Source organism: Salinibaculum salinum (genome assembly GCF_037645885.1).
GTDB classification, from domain to species: Archaea; Halobacteriota; Halobacteria; order Halobacteriales; family Haloarculaceae; genus Salinibaculum; species Salinibaculum salinum.
This window is the reverse complement of the sequence record NZ_JBBENW010000006.1, coordinates 97,606-121,327: the sequence shown is the minus strand read 5'-3', so window position 1 is coordinate 121,327 and position 23,722 is coordinate 97,606. Positions and strand designations below refer to the sequence as shown.

24 protein-coding genes and 1 pseudogene are annotated in these 23,722 nt (G+C 61.8%); 13 read left to right on the top strand and 12 right to left on the bottom strand.

The window, feature by feature from the left end:
* Nucleotides 1-133: 133 nt before the first annotated feature.
* Nucleotides 134-2,134 (top strand): CARDB domain-containing protein, encoded by a 2,001-nt coding sequence (locus WDJ60_RS07625; protein ID WP_340099754.1) that lies wholly within the window; start codon nucleotides 134-136, stop codon nucleotides 2,132-2,134.
* Between the two features lie 223 nt (nucleotides 2,135-2,357).
* Entirely contained in the window at nucleotides 2,358-3,575 is a 1,218-nt protein-coding gene (locus WDJ60_RS07620) for an AI-2E family transporter (RefSeq protein WP_340099752.1), read from the top strand.
* Here WDJ60_RS07620 and WDJ60_RS07615 read toward each other — a convergent pair.
* On the bottom strand, nucleotides 3,572-3,811 hold the full coding sequence (locus tag WDJ60_RS07615) for a hypothetical protein (protein WP_340099750.1): 240 nt from the start codon (nucleotides 3,809-3,811) through the stop codon (nucleotides 3,572-3,574). The genes WDJ60_RS07620 and WDJ60_RS07615 overlap by 4 nt on opposite strands.
* 14 nt (nucleotides 3,812-3,825) lie before the next feature.
* Complete coding sequence (locus tag WDJ60_RS07610; protein ID WP_340099933.1) at nucleotides 3,826-4,101, bottom strand: PadR family transcriptional regulator; 276 nt, start codon at nucleotides 4,099-4,101, stop codon at nucleotides 3,826-3,828.
* Nucleotides 4,102-4,556: 455 nt separating this feature from the next.
* Here WDJ60_RS07610 and WDJ60_RS07605 point away from each other — a divergent pair, with 455 nt between their 5' ends.
* Both WDJ60_RS07605 and WDJ60_RS07600 read left to right on the top strand, forming a co-directional pair.
* The gene (locus WDJ60_RS07605; RefSeq protein ID WP_340099748.1) at nucleotides 4,557-4,835 is read left to right on the top strand and encodes an amphi-Trp domain-containing protein; all 279 of its coding nucleotides are present in this window, start codon (nucleotides 4,557-4,559) and stop codon (nucleotides 4,833-4,835) included.
* A gap of 272 nt (nucleotides 4,836-5,107) precedes the next feature.
* A complete protein-coding gene (locus WDJ60_RS07600; protein ID WP_340099746.1) occupies nucleotides 5,108-5,815 on the top strand; it encodes a TFIIB-type zinc ribbon-containing protein in 708 nt (235 codons plus the stop codon).
* Here WDJ60_RS07600 and folD read toward each other — a convergent pair.
* Nucleotides 5,812-6,705: a bifunctional methylenetetrahydrofolate dehydrogenase/methenyltetrahydrofolate cyclohydrolase FolD gene (gene folD, locus WDJ60_RS07595; protein ID WP_340099744.1), complete on the bottom strand. Its 894-nt coding sequence runs from the start codon at nucleotides 6,703-6,705 to the stop codon at nucleotides 5,812-5,814. The genes WDJ60_RS07600 and folD overlap by 4 nt on opposite strands.
* 225 nt (nucleotides 6,706-6,930) lie before the next feature.
* Between folD and WDJ60_RS07590 the strand changes: the two genes are divergently transcribed.
* Both WDJ60_RS07590 and WDJ60_RS07585 read left to right on the top strand, forming a co-directional pair.
* Nucleotides 6,931-7,509, top strand: coding sequence for a MaoC family dehydratase (locus tag WDJ60_RS07590; protein WP_340099742.1), 579 nt, complete (start codon nucleotides 6,931-6,933; stop codon nucleotides 7,507-7,509).
* Between the two features lie 235 nt (nucleotides 7,510-7,744).
* Nucleotides 7,745-11,851 carry a PAS domain S-box protein gene (locus WDJ60_RS07585; RefSeq protein WP_340099740.1) on the top strand — a complete coding sequence of 1,369 codons (4,107 nt, stop codon included), beginning with the start codon at nucleotides 7,745-7,747 and terminating at the stop codon, nucleotides 11,849-11,851.
* Between the two features lie 335 nt (nucleotides 11,852-12,186).
* Here WDJ60_RS07585 and WDJ60_RS07580 read toward each other — a convergent pair whose 3' ends face one another.
* On the bottom strand, nucleotides 12,187-12,681 hold the full coding sequence (locus WDJ60_RS07580; protein ID WP_340099738.1) for a hypothetical protein: 495 nt from the start codon (nucleotides 12,679-12,681) through the stop codon (nucleotides 12,187-12,189).
* Between the two features lie 80 nt (nucleotides 12,682-12,761).
* On the opposite strand from WDJ60_RS07580, the gene WDJ60_RS07575 reads away from it, so the two are divergent.
* Nucleotides 12,762-12,986: a DUF7542 family protein gene (locus WDJ60_RS07575; RefSeq protein ID WP_340099736.1), complete on the top strand. Its 225-nt coding sequence runs from the start codon at nucleotides 12,762-12,764 to the stop codon at nucleotides 12,984-12,986.
* Between the two features lie 20 nt (nucleotides 12,987-13,006).
* Here the strand turns inward: WDJ60_RS07575 and WDJ60_RS07570 are convergent, their stop codons facing one another.
* Nucleotides 13,007-13,372 (bottom strand): DUF7344 domain-containing protein, encoded by a 366-nt coding sequence (locus WDJ60_RS07570; protein WP_340099734.1) that lies wholly within the window; start codon nucleotides 13,370-13,372, stop codon nucleotides 13,007-13,009.
* 109 nt (nucleotides 13,373-13,481) lie between these two features.
* Nucleotides 13,482-14,137 (bottom strand): annotated as a pseudogene (locus WDJ60_RS07565) (helix-turn-helix domain-containing protein).
* Nucleotides 14,138-14,332: 195 nt separating this feature from the next.
* Between WDJ60_RS07565 and WDJ60_RS07560 the strand changes: the two are divergent.
* From WDJ60_RS07560 to WDJ60_RS07550, 3 genes are all read left to right on the top strand, one after another.
* Nucleotides 14,333-14,974 carry a helix-turn-helix domain-containing protein gene (locus WDJ60_RS07560; RefSeq protein WP_340099730.1) on the top strand — a complete coding sequence of 214 codons (642 nt, stop codon included), beginning with the start codon at nucleotides 14,333-14,335 and terminating at the stop codon, nucleotides 14,972-14,974.
* Between the two features lie 92 nt (nucleotides 14,975-15,066).
* Nucleotides 15,067-15,399, top strand: coding sequence for a HalOD1 output domain-containing protein (locus WDJ60_RS07555; protein ID WP_340099728.1), 333 nt, complete (start codon nucleotides 15,067-15,069; stop codon nucleotides 15,397-15,399).
* Complete coding sequence (locus WDJ60_RS07550; RefSeq protein ID WP_340099726.1) at nucleotides 15,396-15,581, top strand: hypothetical protein; 186 nt, start codon at nucleotides 15,396-15,398, stop codon at nucleotides 15,579-15,581. Before WDJ60_RS07555 ends, WDJ60_RS07550 begins: the two co-directional genes overlap by 4 nt.
* Nucleotides 15,582-15,640: 59 nt before the next feature.
* Here WDJ60_RS07550 and glyA read toward each other — a convergent pair whose 3' ends face one another.
* The gene (gene glyA / locus WDJ60_RS07545) at nucleotides 15,641-16,888 is read right to left on the bottom strand and encodes a serine hydroxymethyltransferase (RefSeq protein WP_340099724.1); all 1,248 of its coding nucleotides are present in this window, start codon (nucleotides 16,886-16,888) and stop codon (nucleotides 15,641-15,643) included.
* A gap of 339 nt (nucleotides 16,889-17,227) precedes the next feature.
* Here glyA and WDJ60_RS07540 point away from each other — a divergent pair, with 339 nt between their 5' ends.
* The 3 genes from WDJ60_RS07540 to WDJ60_RS07530 all read left to right on the top strand — a co-directional run bounded on the left by WDJ60_RS07540 (nucleotide 17,228) and on the right by WDJ60_RS07530 (nucleotide 18,943).
* Nucleotides 17,228-17,710 (top strand): NUDIX hydrolase, encoded by a 483-nt coding sequence (locus WDJ60_RS07540; RefSeq protein ID WP_340099722.1) that lies wholly within the window; start codon nucleotides 17,228-17,230, stop codon nucleotides 17,708-17,710.
* A 41-nt stretch (nucleotides 17,711-17,751) separates the two neighbouring features.
* Nucleotides 17,752-18,555 (top strand): helix-turn-helix transcriptional regulator, encoded by an 804-nt coding sequence (locus WDJ60_RS07535; RefSeq protein WP_340099719.1) that lies wholly within the window; start codon nucleotides 17,752-17,754, stop codon nucleotides 18,553-18,555.
* 211 nt (nucleotides 18,556-18,766) lie between these two features.
* Nucleotides 18,767-18,943, top strand: a complete 177-nt coding sequence (locus tag WDJ60_RS07530; protein WP_340099717.1) for a hypothetical protein — start codon at nucleotides 18,767-18,769, stop codon at nucleotides 18,941-18,943.
* A gap of 15 nt (nucleotides 18,944-18,958) precedes the next feature.
* On the opposite strand, the gene WDJ60_RS07525 is transcribed toward WDJ60_RS07530, so the two are convergent.
* The 5 genes from WDJ60_RS07525 to WDJ60_RS07505 all read right to left on the bottom strand — a co-directional run bounded on the left by WDJ60_RS07525 (nucleotide 18,959) and on the right by WDJ60_RS07505 (nucleotide 23,704).
* Entirely contained in the window at nucleotides 18,959-20,035 is a 1,077-nt protein-coding gene (locus tag WDJ60_RS07525; protein WP_417750446.1) for an asparagine synthase C-terminal domain-containing protein, read from the bottom strand.
* Nucleotides 20,036-20,037: 2 nt separating this feature from the next.
* Entirely contained in the window at nucleotides 20,038-20,724 is a 687-nt protein-coding gene (locus tag WDJ60_RS07520) for a PHP domain-containing protein (RefSeq protein WP_340099712.1), read from the bottom strand.
* A gap of 129 nt (nucleotides 20,725-20,853) precedes the next feature.
* Nucleotides 20,854-21,945: an ABC transporter ATP-binding protein gene (locus WDJ60_RS07515; RefSeq protein ID WP_417750445.1), complete on the bottom strand. Its 1,092-nt coding sequence runs from the start codon at nucleotides 21,943-21,945 to the stop codon at nucleotides 20,854-20,856.
* Nucleotides 21,942-22,760 carry an ABC transporter permease gene (locus WDJ60_RS07510; protein ID WP_340099708.1) on the bottom strand — a complete coding sequence of 273 codons (819 nt, stop codon included), beginning with the start codon at nucleotides 22,758-22,760 and terminating at the stop codon, nucleotides 21,942-21,944. The genes WDJ60_RS07515 and WDJ60_RS07510 overlap by 4 nt, the downstream gene beginning before the upstream one ends.
* Nucleotides 22,757-23,704 carry an extracellular solute-binding protein gene (locus tag WDJ60_RS07505; RefSeq protein ID WP_340099705.1) on the bottom strand — a complete coding sequence of 316 codons (948 nt, stop codon included), beginning with the start codon at nucleotides 23,702-23,704 and terminating at the stop codon, nucleotides 22,757-22,759. The genes WDJ60_RS07510 and WDJ60_RS07505 overlap by 4 nt, the downstream gene beginning before the upstream one ends.
* Nucleotides 23,705-23,722: the final 18 nt, after the last annotated feature.

The window sequence follows — 23,722 nt, the reverse complement described above, 5'->3', positions numbered from 1 at the left end:
GAGTTGCCGGTACGTAGTCGCTGTTGGACTTCTAGTTGCCCTGCTTGCGACGGGCCTCGTCACAGGCATCACATCAGGGCAGAGTGCCCCCAGTTCTTATTACGGTTCTGCAGAGACGGAAGACGGGACAGACTTGTCGACGGGAACAACCATTATCGCTGTCGTCAACGGCGACGTACAGGATAGCATCGATGTCGGTCCCGACGGACAGTACGGGGGGTCGGGACCCACCGATGAAAAGTTACGAGTGGACAGCAGCATTGATTCGACCGTCCACTTCTACGTCAAAAAGGACGACGGGACACGAATTGAAGCAAACGAGGTCGACGAAAATCCGACGTCTGGAACTGAACAGCTCAATCTGACGTTTCCGGACGGAACAGCATCGGGGGACTCAAATTTCGAGGTTTCGAATCTGAAACCGACCGAGATGATGGTGACGAGCGGTGACACGGTCAACGTCTCTGCAACCATCACGAACCGCGCTAACGCTGGGACACAGACTGTCGGACTCCAGATAGACGACGCTGAAGTCCGCACACAGGAGGTGACACTCGATACAGACGAGCGGACGAGAGTCGAGTTCACAGATGTTGAGACGGAGGACCTGGATACCGGAGACAACACCCACGGTGTGTACACAGACGACGACAGTCAGACTGGGACGCTCACTGTCGAGAAGAGCCGTCCAAATTTCACAGTTTCGGACATCGACCCAGTGGAGGCGACGCTGAAAACGGGCGACAAAGTGGCAGTATCAACGACCATCACGAACGACGGGGATGCCGAGGGAACACAGACTGTCGCCCTACTGTTCGACGGTAATCCGGTCGACAACACCGACGTTACCCTCGCAGCGGGAGAGAGTACGTCGCTCACGTTCGACGAACTCAACAGTTCACAGTTCGGTCCCGGAACGTACACGCACACGGTCACGACAGAAAACGACAGTCAGAGCGGAACGGTGACTATCGAAAGTCGCCAGCCGAACTTTTCCGTCTCGGAGCTATCACCCGTCGAAACGACGGTTACGGAGGGAACAACAGTCGACGTGTCGGCGACAATCACGAACGTCGGTGAGACAACTGGAACACAGGACATCGAGCTCGCTGTCGACGAAACGATTGACAGAACGGAGAGTATCACACTCGATGCCGATGATGAAACGACCGTCGATTTCTCCATCGACACAGCCGCTCTCGGATTAGGGTCGTACACCCACACCGTTTCGACGGCGAACGACAGCCAGTCTGGAACACTCGTCGTCGAGAGCGACTCACCCGCCGAGTTTCGCGTCACAGATCTGACGCCGACCGACCGGACGGTCACCGCAGGCAATACGTACGACATCGCAGCGACGGTACGAAACGACGGGGATCAAGAAGCGACACAGCAGGTCCAGTACCGAATCGACGGTGACACTGTCGACCGACAGGCCGTCACGCTCGCGAGCGGCGGGCAGACGACCGTCGAGTTCACCGATATCGAGACAGAATCACGCGGTGCTGGCACGTACACCCACGGTGCGTACACCAACAACGATAGCCAAAGCGGTACGCTGACCGTCGAGCGAAACGGGAGCGACGAGCGAGACCAGGATGCGACCCTCATCGTTACAGAGCTAGACCCGAGTGGAACGACCGTCACACGCGGGACGGCCGTCGACGTGACGGCGTCGATTCGAAACGACGGACAGGCGGATGAGACTCAGTCGGTGCAATTTCGCCTCGATGACGAACCGATAGATTCCGAATCCATCACTCTGGGACAGGGAGAAACAACCGCCGTCACGTTCACCGCTGAAACAGCGTCGCTCGCGCCGGGAACGTACGTCTACGGCGTTCACACTGCCAACGACGAACAGGTCGGCACGCTCACTGTCGAAGACAAAGCCGAGCAGACACCGCCCGAGGGGACAGCAACGCCGAGTCAAGCGGACGAAACCGCGACAACATCGACACAACGCTCATCCGGTACGCCAGCGGAGACCACAACGACGGAAGATAGCGGTGACGGCGGTGGGGGCGGACTCATCCCGGACGGCCTCCTCAGAGCGCTTCTCCTCTACATCGGAGTCCCGCTGGCGGTCATCTACGGGGTTTTGAAGGCGATGGCGATCTACCTCGGGTACTGATACTGTCGGACGTAAGCCTTTCAAGAATTTCGCCACCCGGAGGTGGCGAATAGCTTTCCGAAGTTACGTCCAACAGTATGACACTGCTAGCCGGGATTTCGTGCCACGACCCGGTCACCACAGCTGTCCGGAAGACCATACACGGACTGCGGTATGGGTGGATAGCACGACAGGGGAACAAACAGACCCGTCATTTTTTATTCCGTCCTGCGAACGTAGCGTCGTGTTCGAACAGTTCGACAGGTTCCGTGCGGTCTGGGCCGGTGTCGGACTCGCGCTGGCGCTCGTGCTCGCGTGGGTGACCGTCACTTTCCTCGGGACCGTCATTTTCGGGGTCTTTCTCTACTACGCGACGCGTCCAGCCCACCGCCGTATCGAACCAAACGTCGGACAACCCACGGTGTCGGCGTTGCTTGCCCTGCTGGCACTGGCGCTGCCGGTCGTGCTGCTGGTCGCCTACACCGGAGCGATTGCGCTGCAGGAACTCAGTCTCCTCGCTGAAAGCGTCGACCTCGGTCCGTACGAGTCGGCCATCGACCCGTATCTGAACGTCTCGACAGCCGTCGACAATCCTCAGACGGCGCTCGACAATGTGGGCGACCCGCAAGCAGCGCTGGACGTACTCCAAGCGGTGCTCAGTTATCTCGGTCTCGTCGGGTCTGGTCTACTGTCGCTGTTTATCGCCTTTTCCATTGCGTTCTACCTCCTCCGGGATGCCGACCGACTCGCGGGGTATGGCGCACTCGTCGCCGACGACCGTGGCACGCTCGAAGCCTACGGCCGAGCAGTCGACAGGAGTCTGAGTAGTATCTATTTCGGCACCATCCTCAACGCCTTTCTAACGGGTGTTATCGCTGCAATCACCTACAGCCTCCTGAATCTGATGGCACCGCAGGGACTGGCAATTCCATTCCCTGCACTCGTGGGCGTGCTGGCGGGCGCTGGGAGTCTCATCCCTGTCGTCGGAATGAAAATCGTCTACGTCCCGCTGGTCCTGTATCTCGGCGGGCGCGCCGTTCTCGACGGGACCGGACTGCAGTTTGTCGCAATCGTCGCGGTTGTCTCCATCGTCGTCGTCGACCTGATTCCGGATTTCGTCTTGCGCCCGTTCGTCTCCGGCCGTGGCCTCCACACGGGGACGGTCATGTTCGCGTTCGTCCTCGGCCCCGTCCTGTTTGGCTGGTACGGGCTCTTTCTCGGGCCACTCCTTCTCGTGTTGATCGCCCACTTCGTCCGACTCGTCTTGCCGGAGTTACTCGCGGGCGACCGGCCGAAGAGCGACCACGTCGAACCCGAACCGACTGACGGAGAATCAGAGACGGCTACCGACGCAGCTGAGAGCCGACCGTCGGAGACGGGTGCTACCGATACCAGTGAGAACGGCGATACCGACACTGACCAACATGCTCACCCCGAAGCCGACTCTGAGGCCGACAGCTAGTCCAGGCGGTGACCGTCCCGCGGACAGTAGTCGTACTCCTCATTCCGGGTCTGGAACCCACAGACTGGACATTCGCGGACGGGGGGTTGTTCTCGTCCGCGCCCCCGGAACAGGAAGGGGACGAAGGGGAGAAAGAGAAAGACGAGTAGCGTATCGAAGTACCACCAGAGGGCAACGGAAACAAAAAGACTCGCGAGAAGACCGGTGACGGCAGTTGCTGTGCGGGCAGAGAGCATCGAGAAAAGCGCAGTTACAGTTCGACGTACTGATCTTCCCACTCGCGGCGTGCCTCGATTTCGCGGCGGCCGCGACGGGTGAGACTGTAGAAGTTGGTCCGACGGTCACGCTGGCCCTTCTCGACGAGACCCTTGTCGACGAGCGTGTCGAGGTTTGGGTAGAGACGACCGTGATGAATCTCCTTCTCGTAGTACTCCTCGAGTTCCTCCTTGATTGCGAGGCCGTGTGGCTCCTCTTTGCCCGCGATGACATACAGCAGGTCACGCTGGAATCCTGTCAGGTCGTACATCGGTGATGTCTGCATAACAGTTATTGTCGGAATATATTAAATATGTCGTTGTATATACGTGCCACAGCTGATGCATCGGTCAAAGAGACAACCAGCCGGTACTTCGAGCGACACCCTGTTCACTCATGGAAGGCGGCGGTCACGATCTAGTTGTGGTACCACAACGCACGGCAATAGACGCGAGTTTCAGCCGCGTAATGGGCGAATTTCTCCAGGCAGCACGAGTTGAAGTCGACGGCAGGTAGAGAACAATCAGCACGGAAGTCGGTTATTATCACTGCCGACCGGACACAACCAGTTCCCCCCAACGTGGACTGTTCGAAGAGGTCATACTATCGATATATCAGACAATCACTCGACAAGAGAAGATGTCAATTACGTGTTTGCGCATATTCCGTCCAGACGAGGGGTCCGTTCCCAGCAGGCTTATCGTTACAGTTGCCCTACATGGTCCTATGACAGAGACAGTCCTGTTCGAGACCGAACGCATGAGCAGTCTCTCGGACGTCGCAGCGTACCTCCGGACCGTCGCAGACAAACTGGACGCTGGTGAGTCGGTTACGCTCGAAGCCGGGAGCGAGAGTGTAACGCTCGACCCGCCGGAGACAGTCGAGTTCGAGGTCAAAGCCGAACACGAGGGACCGGATGGTAACGGCGAGTTGAGTCTGGAACTCGAAATCGAGTGGGACGAGAACGGCGAGAGCGGGAGCGACAGTTCACTCTCGATTACGTAGATCCACTGGGAGAGACAGACGAGCGACTATTGGATCGTGAAAACGGAAAGGAAAGCAGCCACGCGGCGAAACGCCGCGTGGCCGCTTGCCGCCCTGAATTGGTCCCCGCTGACGCTTCGGCCCTCCAAGCGAAGCGTCACTTGAGTCAAATGCAGGGAGAAAGTTAAGTGTAACGGCCCGGCTTGAACCACACTGTGGGAGCGTGCCGTCCCGTCCTTAGCTGTCGGCTCGATTACAGTCATTTATTACCGTCCGCAGGCGTAGCGACAGATATGGAAGTCCGCGGCGAGCGCGAGTGCACCGACTGCGGCGCCCAGTGGACGTACTACGAGACGGGCAGTATCGAGTGTCCCGAGTGTGGCAGTCTCCGAAGTGTCGGTGTCGGCGAGCGCGCGGAACACACGGCCGGGCCGGCGGAGTTGGACCTCCAGCCAGCAATCGAGAAAATCGACGACGAGACGCTCGAATCGGTTGCGGACATGGCCGTCGACCAGGCCCGAGCGTACCTGCGGACAGCCGGCTTCGTCCACGCGGGTGAGCTACTGCCGCTCTCTGAAGAGTACTTGCTCGCGGCCGAACTTCGTCGCGCCGGGACGACGGTTGGCCGCGCACTGCGAGTCAGCGACGACGAGGAACTGTACGTTCTCTCGTTGCTCCGTAGCGGCGCAGACGGTGAACGCCCGCCGCCGTCCGAAGTACCCGACTCGTTGCGTGCCGAGCGCGGGCTGGCTATCGCGGCAGCAGCCGAAGCCTACATCTCGGACGTCCGCCGACTGTACGATGACCCAGAGCCGGCAGTCACAGACGTTCTCTCGGCAGTTCGGGCCCGATACAAGCGTATCGAAGCACTCGACGGTGACGTTTCGCCGACCGAGTCAGAAGCCGTCGTGCGGGCGTTGCGTGACCTCGGTGACTACCTCCGAGACGGTGACGAAACGGCGCTGGCTCGGGGGAGAAATCGGTTCGACGAGGATCGCTAGGGAAGCGTCACGTCGGTGCCGGTCTGGCGGCCAGTCGCTTTGACCGTGTTGTACAGTAACATCGCGCGCGTCATTGGACCGACACCGCCCGGGACCGGAGTGATGGCACTGGCTTTCTCTTTGGCGCTCTCGAAGTCCACGTCGCCGACCAGTTCGTATCCCTTCTCGTTGTCTGCGTCGACACGGTTGACACCCACGTCGATGACGGTCACGCCCTCGCTGAGCATCGAGCTGTCGACGATTTCCGGGACGCCGACCGCGGCGATGACGATGTCGGCCTGTCTGGTCTTTGCGGCCAGGTCGTCGGTCCGTGAGTGACAGACCGTGACGGTGGCGTTGCCACCCTCGGCCTTCTGGAGGAGGAGGTTCGCCATCGGCTTGCCGACGATGTCAGACCGGCCGACCACGACGGCGTCTTTTCCCTCGGGGTCGACGCCGGCGCTGTCGAGGAGTTTCTGGATCCCGTGGGGCGTACAGGGTTTGTAGCGGGCGTCACCGGCGACGAGACGGCCGACGTTCTCGGGGTGGAAGCCGTCCACGTCTTTTTCGGGGTCGATACGGCGGAGTACTTCCCGCTGGTCGACGTGGTCGGGGACGGGCATCTGGACGAGGATGCCGTTGACATCGTCGTCTTCGTTCAGGTCGTCGATGGTGTCGTACAGTTCCTGGGCGGGTGCGTCGGGTTCGATGTGAATGTCGAGCGCTTCGATGCCGACTTCCTCGCAGTCGTTCTGTTTCATCGAGACGTACGTCTCGCTGGCCGGGTCGTCGCTCATCAGGACCGTCGCGAGCGTGGGTGTCTCGCCGGCATCGTCGAGCGCGTCGATGCTGTCGGTCAGCGCGGTGCGGATCTCGCTTGCGACCGCGTTCCCGTCGATGATGTCCGTCATTATCCGGTGTGGCGGTACGGCGAGTCTTGAACCCCCCGGTATCGAGTCATAGCCCGCCATCGAGCGGTGACTGTCGGAGCAGGAGCCACATTCCGCTTCAATTGTTAGAGTGTCAGCGGGGAGTAGGCTTTGACTATATTAGCGACACACCTAAATCGGGGAAGCGTCTGAACATCAACGTTAGCACTGCCGACTGCATTGGTTGGCGTCTCACTACTACAAGCCATGTTCCCGAGCACGTATGCGAAACTGTCGACGCAGGTACTGTCGAGTGTTACCGAGGCAAACGCCGCAGCGTTCACCGCTGTCACCGCACCGGAGACCAACGGTGAGAGCGAGACAGCACCGGCGACCCAAGACACCGTCGAGCCCGGAGCGGACCACCCAGGGTGGGACAGCGACGTCCCCGGTGAGAACGTCGATGTCGGCGATGCGATTACGTTCACGAAGACGATTCACGACGAGGACGTCACGCGGTTTGCAGCGTCGAGCGGCGACACGAACCCGCTACACCTCGACGAGGAGTTCGCCGAGGAGACGCGGTTCAACGGTCGCATCGCCCACGGCATTCTCGTCTCCGGGCTCATCAGCGCGGCGCTCGCACGCCTCCCCGGTGACGTGGTGTATCTCTCGCAGGACCTCGAATTTCTCGCACCGGTGGAAATCGGCGACCGCGTCACCGCCGAATGCGCAATCGCCGAGGACCTCGGCAACAACCAGTATCGACTGACGACGACCGTCACTGACGGCGACGGCGAGACGGTCATCGACGGCGAAGCGGTCGTTCTCATCCTCGCGGATTGATATCCCGAACGCAGTTCGGTCGACCGTGGTATTCTCCAGCTAATCTCCGACGAGCACCGAAGGCAAGCCATTATATGTTGGGCGTCGTAGGGGTGCGTAGCAACCGGGTTCATTGTAGAGCCAGCGGCAGTCCACCGCTGGCGGCGACACAAGAGGGTGTCCACACCAGATGCAAGCAACCACGAAAACGTTACGCCTGCTGTGTCTCACAGATTCAGCGAGCGATTGCGACGACATGGCAGCGAAGCTCGGCCTCGACGACAGTACTGCGCTCTCAGTAGCGACGACACTCGACAACGCACTCACACACCTGGCAGAGAACACCGTCGACTGTATTCTCCTCTGTGACCACGAAACAGACAGACACGAACGAATCGCTGCGGTTCGGACGCTCCGCGACGAGCACTCCGCAGTCCCGATCGTAGCGTTCGTCGGCAGGGAATCCGCAGACGGTGTCGATGCGACTCTTCAGGCGGGTGCGACCGATATTATCCAGTCGACGAGCGAGAGCGTCTCCCAGCCGCTCCTGGAGCGGCGCATCGAGAGTGCCGTCGAAGCGAACTCACTCCAGTCGAAACAGGGTCGGCAACTAGAACGGTACGAGACGCTTCTCAACACAGCCGTCGATGCGATCTATCAGCTCGACACCGACAGGCGGATCGTCGCCGTCAACGACGCGACCGTCGAGTTGACCGGATACGACCGGTCGGAGCTGCTCGGGTCAGAGATCTCCCTGATAATGAGCGAGGAGGACATTCAGAGAGGTGACCGAAAGGTCGCCCAGGCGCTCAAAGATCAAAAAGACGACGTTCAGTCACTGGAGATAACAATCCACACCAAAGGCGGGCGTGAAGTCCCCTGTGAGGCCCGAATTGCCGTTCTTCGACGTAACGGCGACTTCGATGGGACCGTCGGCGTCGTCAGGGACATCGCCGACCAGCGCGAGCGCGAGCAGAAACTCCGCGAGCGTGATGAGCTGCTCCGGTACCTGAGCGAGAACATCAACGACGTGGTCTGGATAACCTCGCCAGACAGCGACGGGATGTCGTTCGTCAGCGCCGCCTACAAGGAGATATGGGGACAACCACGGGAAACACTCTACGAGGACAGCGAGGCGTTTCTCGAGAGGATACATCCCGACGACCGCGACAGGGTAGAGGACGCACTCGAACGGCAGAAGGCCGACCCCGATTCATACGACGAGACGTATCGCATCGTCCAACCCGACGGTGAAATCCGGTGGATTCACTCGCGGACTGTCGGCGTCTACGAAGGTGGTCAACTCGAGCGCATCATTGGCGTCGCACGGGACATCACCGAGCGCCGACAGGCGCAGGCAGAACTCATGGCCGAGCGGGACATGTTCGCACAGGGACCAGCAGTCGTCTTCAAATGGGAGAACGCCAAAGGGTGGCCAGTCGAGTACGTCTCCGAGAACGTCGAGGAGCTGATGGGGTACACGCCGGACGAATTCCAGTCCGACGAGGTGGCCTACGAGGATTTGATACACGACGACGATATCGAGCGTGTCATCGAAGAGGCCGAGCGACACAGCGACGGGACGACAGACCGGTTCAGTCACGACCCGTACCGCGTCGTGACCAGCAGTGGCGAGGTTCGCTGGGTGACGGACTCGACGAAGATCATCAGAGACGGAGACGATATTTTGTACTATCTCGGATACCTCGTCGACATCACCGAGCGCAAGGAGCGCGAGCAGGAACTCCGGGCGCTCAAAGAGGAGTACGAGATGATGGTCGAGACGGTCGGTGACGTGGTGTACGTACTCGACGAGGACTACTACTTCGTGTCGGTCAGCGGGGCTGCCGAAACCGTGACCGGCTACACCTGCGAGGAACTGGAAGGTGCCCACATGTCGAAAATACTCTCCGACGAGGAGCTAGAGAGGGGGCAGGAAGATCGACAGAAGGTCATCGACGGGGAAACGGAAACCGGGGATATCGAAGTCGAGTTGATTCGGCAAGACGGCACCACCTGTCCCGTCGAGTTCCGGTATCGCAAACTCCCCGTCGAAAACGAGTTCCGAGGGACCGCAGGTGTGATCCGCGATATCAGCGAGCGGAACGAACGCGAGCGCAAGATAGCCAACCAGCGGGACAACCTCGCACAGCTCGACCGACTCAACGCCGTCATCAGAGACGTCGACCAGGCGCTCGTGGCAGCATCGAGCCGCGAGGAAATCGAGCAGGCAGTCTGTGAGCGGCTCACCTCAGCAGGCCGCTACGAGTTCGCACTCACGCTGCACCGGGACCCCGAAGAGAAACTCACACCTGGTGCGTGGACCGAAGCCGCCGAGGAATACGTCGACGAAGTCTTCCCTATCGATTTCGACCAGCGCGTGGAGAGTCCAGGGTTGCAGGCGCTCGAGAACGACGAAGTCGAGTCCGTGAGGGACCTCGTAGAACACACAGATGCTGTCCCTCCAAGTTTCTGGGAGAAATTTAACGTGCGGTCACTCGCCGCCGTTCCGATCACGTACGGCGACCACGAGTACGGCGTCGTCGCCGTCTACGGAAACGAGACAGACGCGTTCAGCGAGCGGGAACTGGAGGTGCTCGGCGAACTGGGTGAGACAATCGGATATGCCATCGCCGCAGTCGAGCGTCGCGAGCGCGAACAGACGCTCACCTCGCTGTACGAGGCGACTCGCGACCTGCTGGGAACGACTACCGAACAGGAGGTCAGCGACGTGGTCGTCGACGTGGCGGCCGACGTGCTCGACCTCCTGGCCGTCGGACTCTTCCTGTTCGACGACGAGGAGAACGTCCTCGAACCGATTTCGGCGACCGAGTCGCTGTACGAGTTCTACGGCGACTCGACTATCTTCGGTCCCGGCCGGACGGACTCCGAGACGTGGCAAACGTACGCCACTGGCGAAAGGAAGGTGTTCGACGACATCCGCATGTCCGACCGACCGGTGAGCGATGACACCGACGGCCGGGGCGCGCTGTTTTTGCCACTCGGTGACCACGGCGTGTTGGTCGCTGCATCCGAGGAAGTCGGAACGTTCGACGACACGAAACGCAAACTCATGGGGCTGCTCGCAGCGACGACAGAGACGGCACTCGACCGGGTAGCGGGCCAGGCGAGTCTCCGCGAACGCGACAAGGCACTGGCCCAGCAAACGGAGAAGTTAGAGCTATTCGACCATATAAATGGGATACTGCGAGACGTCGCTGACACGCTCGTCCAGTCGTCCTCGCGAGCAGACATCGAACAGGCCGTCTGTGACCGACTGGTCACGGAAGACGAGTACGCCTTCGCCTGGATCGGCGTCCTCCCACCCGACGGGACGACGGTCGAACCCCGAACGTGGACGGGAGACGGGACCTATCTCGACAGCGTCTCCGCCACCGTCGGGTCTGGTGAGCCGACCGCGCGCACGGCGACAGAGAACGACGTGACCGTCGTCGAGAACGTCACCGACCACCTGCGGGACGATGAGTGGGCCCAGACAGCAGCCGAGTACGGCTACCAGTCGGTGCTGTCCGTCCCACTGCCCTACGGCGAGACGAGCTACGGCGTCCTGACAGTGTACGCGAACGAGCCCGACGCGTTCGACGAGACGACACGAGCAGTGTTTACCGACCTCGGGAAACTCGTCGGCTACGGACTCAACGTCGCCGAGACGAAACAGGGGATTCTCGCCGAAGAGGTGACCGAACTCGAACTGGAGATCGGGACGCCAGGGACGTTCCTGAACGCGGTCGCCGGACTGGCCGGAACTGCAGTTCAGTACCGCGAGACGACGCCGGATTCCAACGGAACGACTCGCGTGCTGTTCGAGATCTCGGACCCGCCGGTCGAAGACATCCTCGCACTGGAAAGCGAGTTCGTCGCCGTCGAATCGCTGACACACGTCGAGCGGAGCGGCTCTCACCTCTTCAGGGCGACGCTGAACGGCGACACCGTCGCCGGCACACTGCTGGAGAGCGGCGGAATCCCACAGCACGTCGAAGCACACGCCGACTACACCCGTGCAGTCGTCCGCCTCCCGCAGCAACTGTCAGTCCGCGAATTTCTCGCACGCGTCCAGAAGACGTATCCGGAGACCGAACTGCGGTCCAGGCACGAACGAACGAACACCGAAACGGGCGACTCGATACGGTTCACACTGGGCGCCGAGTTGACCGATCGCCAGCGCGAGGTGCTGGTGACGGCATACGAGAGCGGCTTTTTCGAATCGCCACGCGAGACGACGGGTGCGGAACTCGCGGACCTGCTCGACGTGTCACAGCCGACTGTGACACACCACCTCCGGGAAGCACAGCGCCGCCTCTTTGCCGAACTGTTCGGCGATGAGACAGAAGACGACATCTAGATAGTTAGCCCACCTGACGAGAGTATTGTTGTATATTAGGAAGTAGTTCTATACCACTTACACTCTGAAGGAATGACGGCGGCAGCACGACGAGTAGTTGGACGACGAGATGTGTTCGCTCCGCCGGATGGACTGTTCCGTCGGTGACACCGACGGAATCTGTCAGAGGCACGCACGCGACGACCGCCACTTCGGACACCCTCTCACCCCGTCGTGCATGGACACCACGACATCTCCGACGCGGCCGTCGCAGTTGTGCAGACCCTATCGGGCGGCACGCGAGTCGCCTGGGACCCCCCTCTCCCCCCTTTCGTACTGAGCAGTTCTCCGACGAGTTACGGACAGTCAGCAGCGCTGAGCGACTGCCGGTCAGGTCCCTGCGAGACGGCCCGTGTCCCATTGGTCTCCAGTGAGACGACCATCGCCTGCCCGCCGTACTCGTGTGTCTGGTCGTGGCCGCGAACGACGACACAGGAAACGTCCGTCCCGATATCGAACGTTCCCGAACGGGTGAACGGCTGCGTCGAGTGGGCGTGCGTGAGCTCGCGTCGGCCGAGACGTTCGCCGTCGACCGTCTCAACTTGCCACCAGTTGGCGTAGCCCGACTCGCCATTGTCGTCGTGGTGCAGCGTCACGTCGAACGTGACACTCGACCCGTCCCGCTCGATGGTGACGTCGACGACGTTCGCCTCGCGCACGTCGAGGTCCTCGGTCCCAGCTGTGGAGCCCCCGTTGGTCTCCCCGCTTCCAGAGCAGCCGGCCAGCGCCCCGACTGTGCCCAGGCTAGCGAGCAGGACCGCCCGACGCGTCCGCCCAGCGTGCTGTGACATACAGTCCACGATGGGCGTGACGGACAAAAGCGTGACCGCGGAGCGAAACGGCTTATGCGCCACCGCCTCTAGTGTCGGCAATGACAGCTCAGCGTGCGACGGTCACCTGTCCGGACTGTGCCCTCGAAGAGGCGTTCGAGAAGCTCCAGGCCGCCCGCGCCTGCATCGAGCGGCATCGACGAGAGACCGGCCACGACCCCGTCTGGGACCTCGCTCCGCTCTCGTCAGGTGTCGAACGTGCCGGCGAGGCAGCCGGCGTCTGTGGCATTCCCGGGTCGGCCGACGACCTCGTCGACAGTGAGTGAACGGGGACCGGACGGGTCGGTTACTCGTGCGGGTCGTGCGACTCGACGACCACCAACAGTTCCTGTCCCAGTTCACCGGTGACGTTTTTGACCTGCTTCGTTTCGGTATCGTGGACGACCATCCCGCACGCTTCCAGTTTCGGAAGGTGGCTGTGGTAGAGTTCGGTCCGAACGCGCTGCCGGTACTCGTCTACCGGTAGTTCGTCGTCTTCCTCCCGCAGTCGCTCGACGAGTCGATTGACGAGCGTGTCGAGCGGCAGTTGTTCCTCGTCTGCAGCGACCAGTATTCGAAGGACTTCCCGACGCCGTTCGTTTGCGACTGCCGAGAGGACTGCATCAGGGTGGATTTCGTGGTTCATCTCGGTAGGAAGGGTACTGGAAGTCATTCGGGTGTACCGTCTGACAGTTGTTTTATACATACTACACGGTGCATAGTCGTCATATGGTGCGCATACCAGATTATCTTTGACCCTGGGTGACAAAGGAGTCAGACAGTCATCTGTCGGATTTGTTGGGTGCCAACATGTACGTGACGAGCGATACGATGGCACGGCGGAGTCGCTCCGTCACGGCCTGGTCGGAGATTCCGAGTTCGTCTGCGAGTTCCTGCGTCGTACAGTTTCTCGGGATGTCGTAGTACCCGTTCTCGACGGCGAGCGTGATTGCTTCGCGCTGGGGCTCGGTCAGCCCGTACCACGGTCCAGCGTCCGGGTCCGTCGGGTTGTACATGCGAGTTACCTCGAGTGAAATCTGTGCGTCTTCACAGTGCTCCGTGAACTCGCTGAGTGCGTCGTGGTCGGGAAAGCGCAGCTCGAAGTCCCACTGTTCTGGCGTCCCGACGGCACTCAGTAACTGTCCATCGTACTCCTGGATGCCCTGGAAGACGTGGTCGCGGGTCGCGTCCCAGTCGAGTCTGAAGAGCGTCCGGTCTTCGAATACGTCCACTTCTTCTGCGTTGTTGACAGTCGGATGGCGCTGGACCGCTTCGACGAACGGCTCCCGCGCAGAGTTGTAGACCAAAAAAGTGGAACGGTAGCGTTGCCAGTAGGCACGAGACTTTCGAGTTCGATAGAAGACGTTCCCTCAAGAGTGAGAATTCGGCCGAGCTCGAAATCCGCAGACTGTATCTGAAATTCTGCAATTACGCTCATCACTCGCTCTTGGAACCATGGTTGGACACGCCCCTACAAAACGGGGCGGCATGGTCCACCATGTTATCAGATTCGACAGGAAACAGGCATAGAGTATTGGTAGCTTACCTATCAGAAACCGCGACGGGTCAGCAGAATCACCCACCCTTGTCCACCACCCCCACGGGTTATGACGCTACGTGAGAAAATATTCGCATGGCGACCGTCATGGAGTTCACGAGTCCATCAGCCGAGTTTCCGCTGGGGAGTGTCTTCGAACAGTTGTCCGACGTGACGGTGGAGCTAGAACGGCTCATCCCGCACGAAACGCTGGTGATTCCGTACTTCTGGGTCCGTGGTGCGGCCGTCGAGGACATCGAAGCCGAGTTCGACGCCCACGCCGGTGTGGACGCTATCAAACTCATCGACAGCGTCGAGGACGAGTATCTCATGCGCGCCGAGTGGGACCGGGAGTACGTCGGCATCCTGAGCGCGCTTGCCGAAACGAACCTCGTCGTTCTCACGGGCGTCGGAACCAACGACGGGTGGGAGTTCGAGGTCCGCGGGGAGCGTCGCGAAGATATCAGCGGATTCCGCGACTACTGTCAGGAGAACGATATTCCGATAGACATCACCGCCGTCCACGCACTGCTCCCGATACAGGGAGAAGGGTACGAACTGACCGACACCCAGCGGGAAGCGCTGGTGATGGCGTACGAACGAGGGTATTTCAACTCGCCACGTGAGGCGTCGCTCGAAGACATCGCCGAAGAACTCGGGATTACGCAGCAATCGCTCTCTTCGCGGCTCAGACGAGGGCACCGGCGACTCATCGCCGCGACGCTCATGCGCCAGTGAATCCAGCCGCTGATAACGCGAATGAGTATTTATACCCCCTGTATTATCAGTAGTAGGTCTGAACAGGTAGCAGCTAGTAATATCGTGTATAAATGTCATATACTAGGACCGGGTTCGAGTTGGGGCCGCGGAGCTATCACGATGAATCGAGTAGCTACAGATTCGAGTACGACCAGAAGGAGACACCAGCGAGCATGGCTGTCGTATCAGCGCTCGCAGAAGTGATGGACGCGGACCCAACGACACTGGAACCGCTCCAGAAGACGGTCGATACTGACGCGCTCGATGCATTCATTCAGACGCAGACGCCGGCCATTAGTGACAGTAACGTAACACTATCACTAGAAAATTATACCGTAACAGTCCACAGTTACGGAGTAGTTGCAGTCTCACCAGCAGAACCAGACCACATCGCCTCAGCATGACAGCAGAAGAGCCACCAGTTACGTCCGAAGAGGATTTACACACCGAACTGCAGTCGCTCCTCCGACAGGCACACGAGAACGATATCAACGTCGAGGGCGGGTGGGACTGTCGAAACGGTACCGAGCACCCGGACTGGGATGTCATCATCACCGAAGTGCAAAAGACCGAAGGCTCAGAGTAGCTAAGCCAGCCGAGTGCAGATCTACTTCCAGAACGGAGACATCAAAACCCGCGAGCAGACTATTCGTACAGCGTGTACTCGTCGGTGAGTTCGTCAACGCGTGCGCTGACGTCGCTTTTCACGTCCTCGTCGTCGTAGTTGTCGACGACACGGTAGATGAGGTCCGCGACCTCGCGGCAGGCGTCCTCGTCGAAGCCGCGCGTAGTCAATCCAGGCGTCCCCGCGCGGATACCCGACGGATTGAACGCAGAGCGCGTCTCGCCCGGGACGGTGTTGGCGTTCAGGACGATGCCGACCTCTTCGAGCGCCTGCTCTGCGTCCTTCCCGGTCGTGTCCGGATGCGACTCGCGGAGGTCCACCAGGACGAGATGGTTGTCCGTCCCACCGGAGACCAGCGAGAAGCCGTGCTCCTGGAGTTGGTCACCCAGCGCCTTCGCGTTGTCGACGACCTGCTGTGCGTACTCGTCGAACTGCGGATTGAGCGCCTCGCCGAAGCCGACGGCCTTGCCGGCGACGTTGTGCATCAGCGGGCCGCCCTGGCTGCCAGGGAAGACGGCCGCGTCGATTGCGTCGGCGTACTCGTCGTCACACATGATGATGCCGCCGCGACCGGCGCGGATGGTCTTGTGCGTCGAGCCGGTCACGAAGTCCGCGATGCCGACCGGCGAGGAGTGGACGCCGGCGGCGACCAGTCCGGTGATGTGTGCGATGTCGGCGAGGTGGTAGGCGTCGACAGCGTCGGCAGCCGCCTGAATCTCCTCCCACTCGATGTCGCGCGGATACGCCGAGTAGCCCGAGACGATGATGTCGGGCTGGAACTCCTCGGCGAGGTCGTGGAGCGCGTCGTAGTCGATGTAGCCCGTCTCGGCGTCAACGTGGTACTGTTCAACCTCGTAGGTCTTGCCCGTGAAGTTCGCGGGGTGGCCGTGCGAGAGGTGGCCACCGTGTTCGAGTTCCAGCGAGAGAATCTTGTCGCCGGGGTCGAGCATGGCGAGGTAGACGCCCATGTTGGCCTGCGTGCCCGAGTGGGGCTGGACGTTGACGTGTTCGGCACCCCACAGCTCTTCGGCGCGCTCGATTGCCAGGTTCTCCACGTCGTCGGCGTACTCACAGCCGGCGTAGTAGCGCTCGCCGGGGTAGCCCTCGGCGTACTTGTTGGTGAGTTCCGAACTCTGTGCTTCGAGAACTGCCTCGCTGACGTGGTTCTCGCTGGCAATCATCGCCAGCGTGTCGTTCTGCCGTTCGCGTTCGCCATCGAGGGCGTCGGCGACGGCGGGGTCCACGTCCCGAACCGTATCGTAGCTCATATCGACAGCCAGGGGAGTGGGGGCTAAGAATCTACCTTTCCAGTCGAGCCAGTGAGAGAGACGCACAATCACAAAACGAGGGCGGGAAGAAGTCACGCAGCAGCGACAGTCTCTGCGAGTCTTCCGCCAGCGAAAATGGATGAATCGTGTGTAGTGGATGGGGAGAGGTGGGAAACATCCATCGGGCTTCAGTATGTGGGGAGTGACTGGCACTGAAGGCCCATCACGAGAGACGGTAGCAGTCCAGATAGAGATTTGCGGTGGTGTACCAAGGGCTTTAATTCAGTATGAGTAATAAAAAAGGCAACACAAAAGGACGGACCGGCCGACGCCACTGGCATGGAAACCACCCGCCACTTCGTTGCAACCGTCTACGTTGTCCACGACGGCGCGACTGCGCTTCACGCCCACGACAAACTCGATATGTGGCTGCCGCCCGGGGGACACATCGACCGCGACGAGGTTCCACACGAGGCCGCCGCTCGCGAGGTCCGAGAAGAACTGGGACTCGACCCCACGCTCGTTGCCCCCACGGCCGACATCGACTCGCCGACCGTCCAGTCGATCCCTCAGCCCCAGCAGTTTCTGCTCGAAGATATCAACTCCTGCGACGGCGACGTGGGACACCAGCACATCGACTTCATCTTCTACGGCACTGTCGAGAGTCGGGAGATCACACCGACGGCGGGCGAACAACCGGCCGACGACTGGGAGTGGTTCACGCCAGAAGAGTTGCGCAGCAACGCCGACCGGTTGGAGCCCGACGTGGTCGAAATCGGTCAGCGGGCCATCGAGAGGATCCACGAACTACCGGGTCATTGATACGAGATTTTATAATAGGTTCCATCCCACAGACAGGTTAGATGAGCAAGGACGCCGATGCCATCGACCATATCGCGTTTCTCGCCCGGTCAGAATCACGCGTTCGTATCCTCGAACGGTTGCTCGAGGCGGGACCGCTGACCCAGCGAGAACTCAGGGAGTGCGTCGACGCCTCACGGTCGACAGTGACACGGACGCTCACGGATCTTCAGGGCCGTAACTGGGTGGCGAAGGCAGGCAACGGGTACCGATTAACGGCAACAGGGGAGAGTATCACAGAGCGGTTTCTGGACCTCGTGTCGTCAGTGCGGACGACCGAGGAACTGTCGTCGTTCCTCCGGTGGTTTCCGACATCAGAGTTCGAACTCGATATGAACCACATGAGGGGAGCCGACGTGACACCGTCGACCGACAGCGACCCGTACGCGCCCGGCAGGCGGCAAACGGAGTTTCTCCAGCGAGTAGACGAGTTCCGTGGGTTTCTCCCGTCTATCGACATACAGGGAACCAGAGTCGTCCACGAACAAATCATGAACGGCGCGTTCGAGGCCGAAATCGTCGTCTCTGCCAACGTCGGTGACCGGATTACCAGCGGGGAGTTCGCCAGACTGTTCCGCGAACAACTGGATACCGGGCGGTTGACCGTCTACGTGGCCGAGGAACCCCTGCCCTTCTATCTCGGACTCGGCGGCGAGACTGTCCAGATCGGGGTCGAAGACGACGAGGGATTCCCGCGGGCGCTCCTCGAAACCGACGCGAGCCCGGTTGTTCCCTGGGGAGAGGACGTGTACGACACGTATCGCGCACGAGCGAACGAACAGTCAGCCGAATCCTTCGAGCGGTAAGCGTTGACAACTGTGCACGGTCTGCACAGATTGCACGAGATAGTATAATACGCGTCGGCGTGAATATGTAAACCGCTATGTCAGGGAGAGGGAGCCCCTGGGTCGTTTCGCCGGTGTCCACAGAGAAACGATACCAGTTCGACATGACGCGAGTACCAGACCGTCAAGGGGAGAACAGGCGGTCGCAATTGACCGACAGCAGGAGGGACGGATGACGTGTACGCACTGTGGTGATGACGCGATAACGATGTCGTACACGCTCCGGTGTACGCCGGCGGGTCGCGACGCCCGTGTCATCGAGTTGCACCTCTGTACGGACTGTCTCCGAAGCCTCTGTACCGAGGACGATATCGAACTCGTCGAAGACTCGCAGTTCGTCACGGCGTGACACCGCCGAGCGCGGTCAGGCAACCAGTGACTCGACGTACTGCGTCACGTGGTCGTCCATTCGACGCTTGAACCCGTTCTGGCGTGCCAGCCGATCGAGTTCGCGGGAGATGAGACTGCCGTACTGCACGGCTTTCTTCTCCCGGAACGCGAGCCGGTCGGGGAGCCACTCGCGGGCCGCCAGCCGCAGCGCCCACTTGCGCTCGCCGCGCTCGGTCACGAGCAGGTCACCGGGAAGGGAGAGTGCAGCCTCGACTACCCGGTCGTGGAGGAGCGGCGTCACCGGCTCGACGCCGGCCGCCCGCGTCGCCAGCACGTCCCGCTCTAACTGGTCCGGCAACGTCTCGAGCATCTCCCGGCGCGCGCCACGGACCGTCGTCGCCTCGACGCGCGGGTCGTCGGGGGCACGCGCGACTTTGGCGTAGCCGCCGAACAGTTCGTCCGCCCCCTGCCCGAGCGCGAGGCGGTCGAAGCCGTCTGCGGCGACTCGCCGGGCGACCAGAAACAGCGGGAGCGCAATCTGGACGGCCATCGCGTCGGTCCGGCCGATCGCACCGACGAGCGGCGGGACCGCCCGTTCGAGGGCAGCGTGGTCGAGTTCGACCACGCGCACGTCCCGTCCCAGTGCGCTCGCACCCGAGCGGGCCGCCTCGACATCGTGACTGCCGGGGAACCCGACGACGTACAGCGGGGCGTCCAGCCGGGCCGCCAGCAGCGCCGAGTCGACGCCACCGGAGAACGCGACAGCCAGGTTCTCTGTCGACACGTCCGCGAGTGTCTCGTCGAGTGCGCCGCGAACGCTCTCGACGGCGCGGTCGTGGTCGCGCGTGGGTTCGGGGTCGGGGAGTGTCCAGACCCGCTCGTCACCAGTCGCGTCGCGAGCGTGTCCCGCCGGTACCGTGGCGGGGTCGGCGAGGACTGTAGGGTCGTGACTCCAGTCCGCTGGGTCATCGCGCTCGGCGTAGAGCAGTTCCCGGCCCAGAACGTCGCGGACCAGACGGCCGTCGAGTTCGCCCGCAAAGCCTGCTGTCCCGGGGAACGAGTCGCCATCTGCGAGCGCGGTGCGGACGAGTTCGGGAGCGGCACCGGCAATCGTCATTCGAGAAAGCTGCGGACACTGGCGGCGACGCGGCGCTTCACACCACCGGCAAACTGCTGGAAGCTGATGCGCCAGGGCGTCCGCCGACCCTCGACGGTCGTCTCGCCCGCAGCGACGGCATCGAGAATCGCGTCGACGCTGCGTTCGTCGGTGCCGACGTTGGTGATCGCCTGGCCGACCATCTCGCTGATGTGGGCGTCGCTCCCGGCGGTCATCGGCAGTCCGTGGGTGCGCGCGAAGCGCTCGGCCTGACGGTTCGCCCGGCCGGTAAAGAGCCGCGAGTTGTACACCTCGATGGCGTCGGCGGCGGTCAGTTCGTCCCTCGTGATGTTGTCGAGCACGCCGTGGCGGGCTTCCTGAAACGGATGCGGGACGACGGCGATACCGCCCTGGTCGTGGATGCGGTCGAGCGTCTCCCGAAAGGAGAGGCCAGCAGGAACGAGCTCCTCGATGCCGAGCCCGAGGACGTGGCCGGCGCTGGAAGAGACTTCCATACCGGGGATACCGACGAGTCCGTAGTCGGCGGCCTTCGCGGCAGCGTCGAGGCTGGCATCGATTTCGTCGTGGTCAGTGACAGCGAGCGCGTCGAGACCGACGGCGGCCGCCCGTTCGAGGAGGTCCTCGACCGGGTCGCGGCCGTCGTACGAGAGCGACGAGTGCGCGTGTAACTCGACCGAAAGCACACGCTCCCGTAACGTCGGGGGAGAGAAAAGCGCCCCGATACGCGCCGACGAGACACGTCACGGGAGAACTCCCCCGACAGTCTCCGCCCGTCACATGCACACCAATGGCGACAGTGACAGCTCCACCGGTCATCGACTGTCGGACGCCTCGGTGTGCTTCCCGGCTTCGGGACCGAACAGGAGGAGTCGCTCCGGCGGCACCTCGACTGTGATGGTGTCGCCCACCGCCGGTGGTTCCGACGACTGCTCGACGACGAGTTCGTCTCCGGTCGCGGTCCGTATCCACACGTCGTAGCGGCGGCCGCGGTCGACGACGCGGGTGACATCGCCTCGTATCGTCGGGACTGGTTCGCCGGGGTCAGCCGCTCGAATCGAGAGGTGTTCCGGCCGCACGTAACACGTCACGGCGGTGCCGTCCGAGAACGTCGTCTCCGTCTCGTCCAGTGTCAGTACTCGATTCCCCACGTTCAGCGAGAGGGGGTGCTCGTCGGCAATAGTTGCCGGGAACGTGTTCGACCGGCCGAGAAACGACGCGACGAACGGAGTGGGTGGCGACTCGTAGAGCGACCGCGGCCGGCCAGTCGCGGAAACCGCCCCGTCGTTCATCACGACGAGTCGGTCGGCCAGCGCCATCGCGTCCTCCTGGTCGTGTGTGACGTACAGTGTCGTCACGCCGGTCTCACGCTGGATGCGTGCGATTTCGTCGCGCAACTGGTCACGGAGCGTCCGGTCGAGCGCCGACAGCGGTTCGTCGAGGAGGAGTACGTCCGGCTGCGGAGCCAGCGCACGCGCCAGTTCGACTCGGCGTTGTTGCCCACCGCTCAACTCGGACGGATACGCGTCGTGTCTGTCCGCAAGCGAAACCAGTTCGAGGTGTTCCGCGACGAGTTCGTCCCGTCGCTGTGGTTCGAACCCCCGAGCTTCGAGCCCGTAGGCGACGTTCTCGCCGACGGTCATGTGCGGATACAGCGTCGACCGCTGGAAGACGAGACTGACCCGGCGGGCTTCGGGCGGATCGGCTGTCACGCCTTCGCCACGGAGACGCACAGTTCCCGCCGTCGGACGCACGTGACCGGCAATCGCCTGGACGATAGTCGTCTTGCCACAGCCACTCGGCCCCAGCAACGCGACCAGTTCGCCGTCGTCGATACCGAAGGAGACATCGTCGACAGCCGTCTCGTCGCCGTAGCGGTGCGTGAGACCGTCGACAGCGAGCATTATCGGTCGACCACCGTCGGGAGTTGCCCGAGTCGCTGTACTGCGGTGACGACGACCAGCGTTATCGCGAGCAACGCGAGCGCGAGCGGAACGGTCGCGTCGATACCGCCAGAGATGAATTCGACCCAGATACGGGTCGGAATCGTCCGCGGGTTGTACGCCACCATCATCGTCGCCCCGAACTCACCGATCGCTCGTGCGAACGTCAGGACGATACCGGCGAGAATCGCACCCCGTGCCAGCGGGAGCGAGACGTTCCAGAACGTCGCGAGCGGCCCGTATCCGAGCGACCGCGAAGCCTGTTCCAACCGTTCGTCGACGGAGCCGAACCCGGCCCGAGCGGTGATGATGACGAACGGAGCAGCGACGAACGTCTGGGCGAGGATGACGCCGAGTAAACTGCCGGTAAGCGGGATTCCCGCCGCAGCGGCGGCACTTCCGAGCGGTGTGAACCGTCCGACAGCCGTCAGAATCATCGCACCGCCGACGACCGGCGGGACGACGAGCGGCAGGATGATGACGCCTTCGACGAGGCGTTTCCCGACGAACGAACTGCGGGCGAGCGCGTACGCCAGCGGGACGCCGAACAGCGTCGCAATCGCCGTCGAAATCGGCGCGGTGATGAGCGAGTTGCGAATCGCGGTCTGTGCCGCTGGTGTCGACAGCTGTGCGACGACGTTCGCGGTGCCGGTGCGGGAGAGAAAGGCGGCGAACGGGAGCACGAAATAGACGAGAATCAGCCCCCCGAGAAGTGCGGGAACGAGCCGCTCCGGGACGCGAAACGACCACCAAGAGACCCTCGAATCGGTCCGGTTCATACGTCGATATCCTCCGGGACGGAGCCGTGTGTGCGTGGCAGACTCTCGGAGACCGTCAGTCCCGCATCCGTCAGTACGTCGGGGTTGTCGATCAAAAACTGGACGAGTTCCGCGCCCGCCGACGGATTGTCGGCGTCGTCTGTTACTGTAGCGTTATAGAGGATAGGTCGCCCCGGCGCAGTGTAGCCGTCGTCCGTCGTGTAGGAGACTGACGCGTAGTGGTCCGCCAGTCCGGGGTCCGAGAAGTTGTATTCGTCCGGGAATTCGAGAAACGGCATCTCGTGGTCGACAGCCATATTGTGATACACGACGGCCCCGGCTCTGCTCCCGGTTTCGACCCCCGCCATCATCTGCGGTTCTTCTGGTTCCTCGTAGACGAGGTCCAGCAGTTCGTCACGGAACCCGTCGAGGTCGTGTTTTTCGGCTGCGAGTTCGAACGCCTGTATCGCGCGGTAGCCCAGCGGGTCCAGGTCCGGATCGCCGATAGCGAGGTCGCCACTCTCGACACCGCGGACGACCTCGTACCACGGCTCTCCGCGTTCGAGGGCGCGACCGAGCGACGTCTCCTCGTTGTATCCGATCCCGAGGCTGTTCGACCCGAACTCGACGTCCCAGTCGGTGAACTCCTCGTACAGTTGCTCCCGGAGGAGTGACGCGTCGGCACTCACGACCACGTCCGGATGTTTGGTCCGGTCCCGAACCATCCGCATGACGGCGTTCGAGCCGTAGTACTCTCCGTGAAGCGTGATTCCCGTCTCGTCTTCGAACGCCGGACCGACGTGCTCGTCGAACAGGCTCGCAAGACTTCCGGCACTGAGGAGGCGAACGGACTGGCTGTCGCCGCCGAGAACGCTGGCACACCCGGACAGCGCCGCGACGCCGCTTGCACCGAGCGACCCCAGGAGCGACCGCCTGGAGCAGACGAACGAACTGGTATCGACCATCGTTATATCACTTCAGAC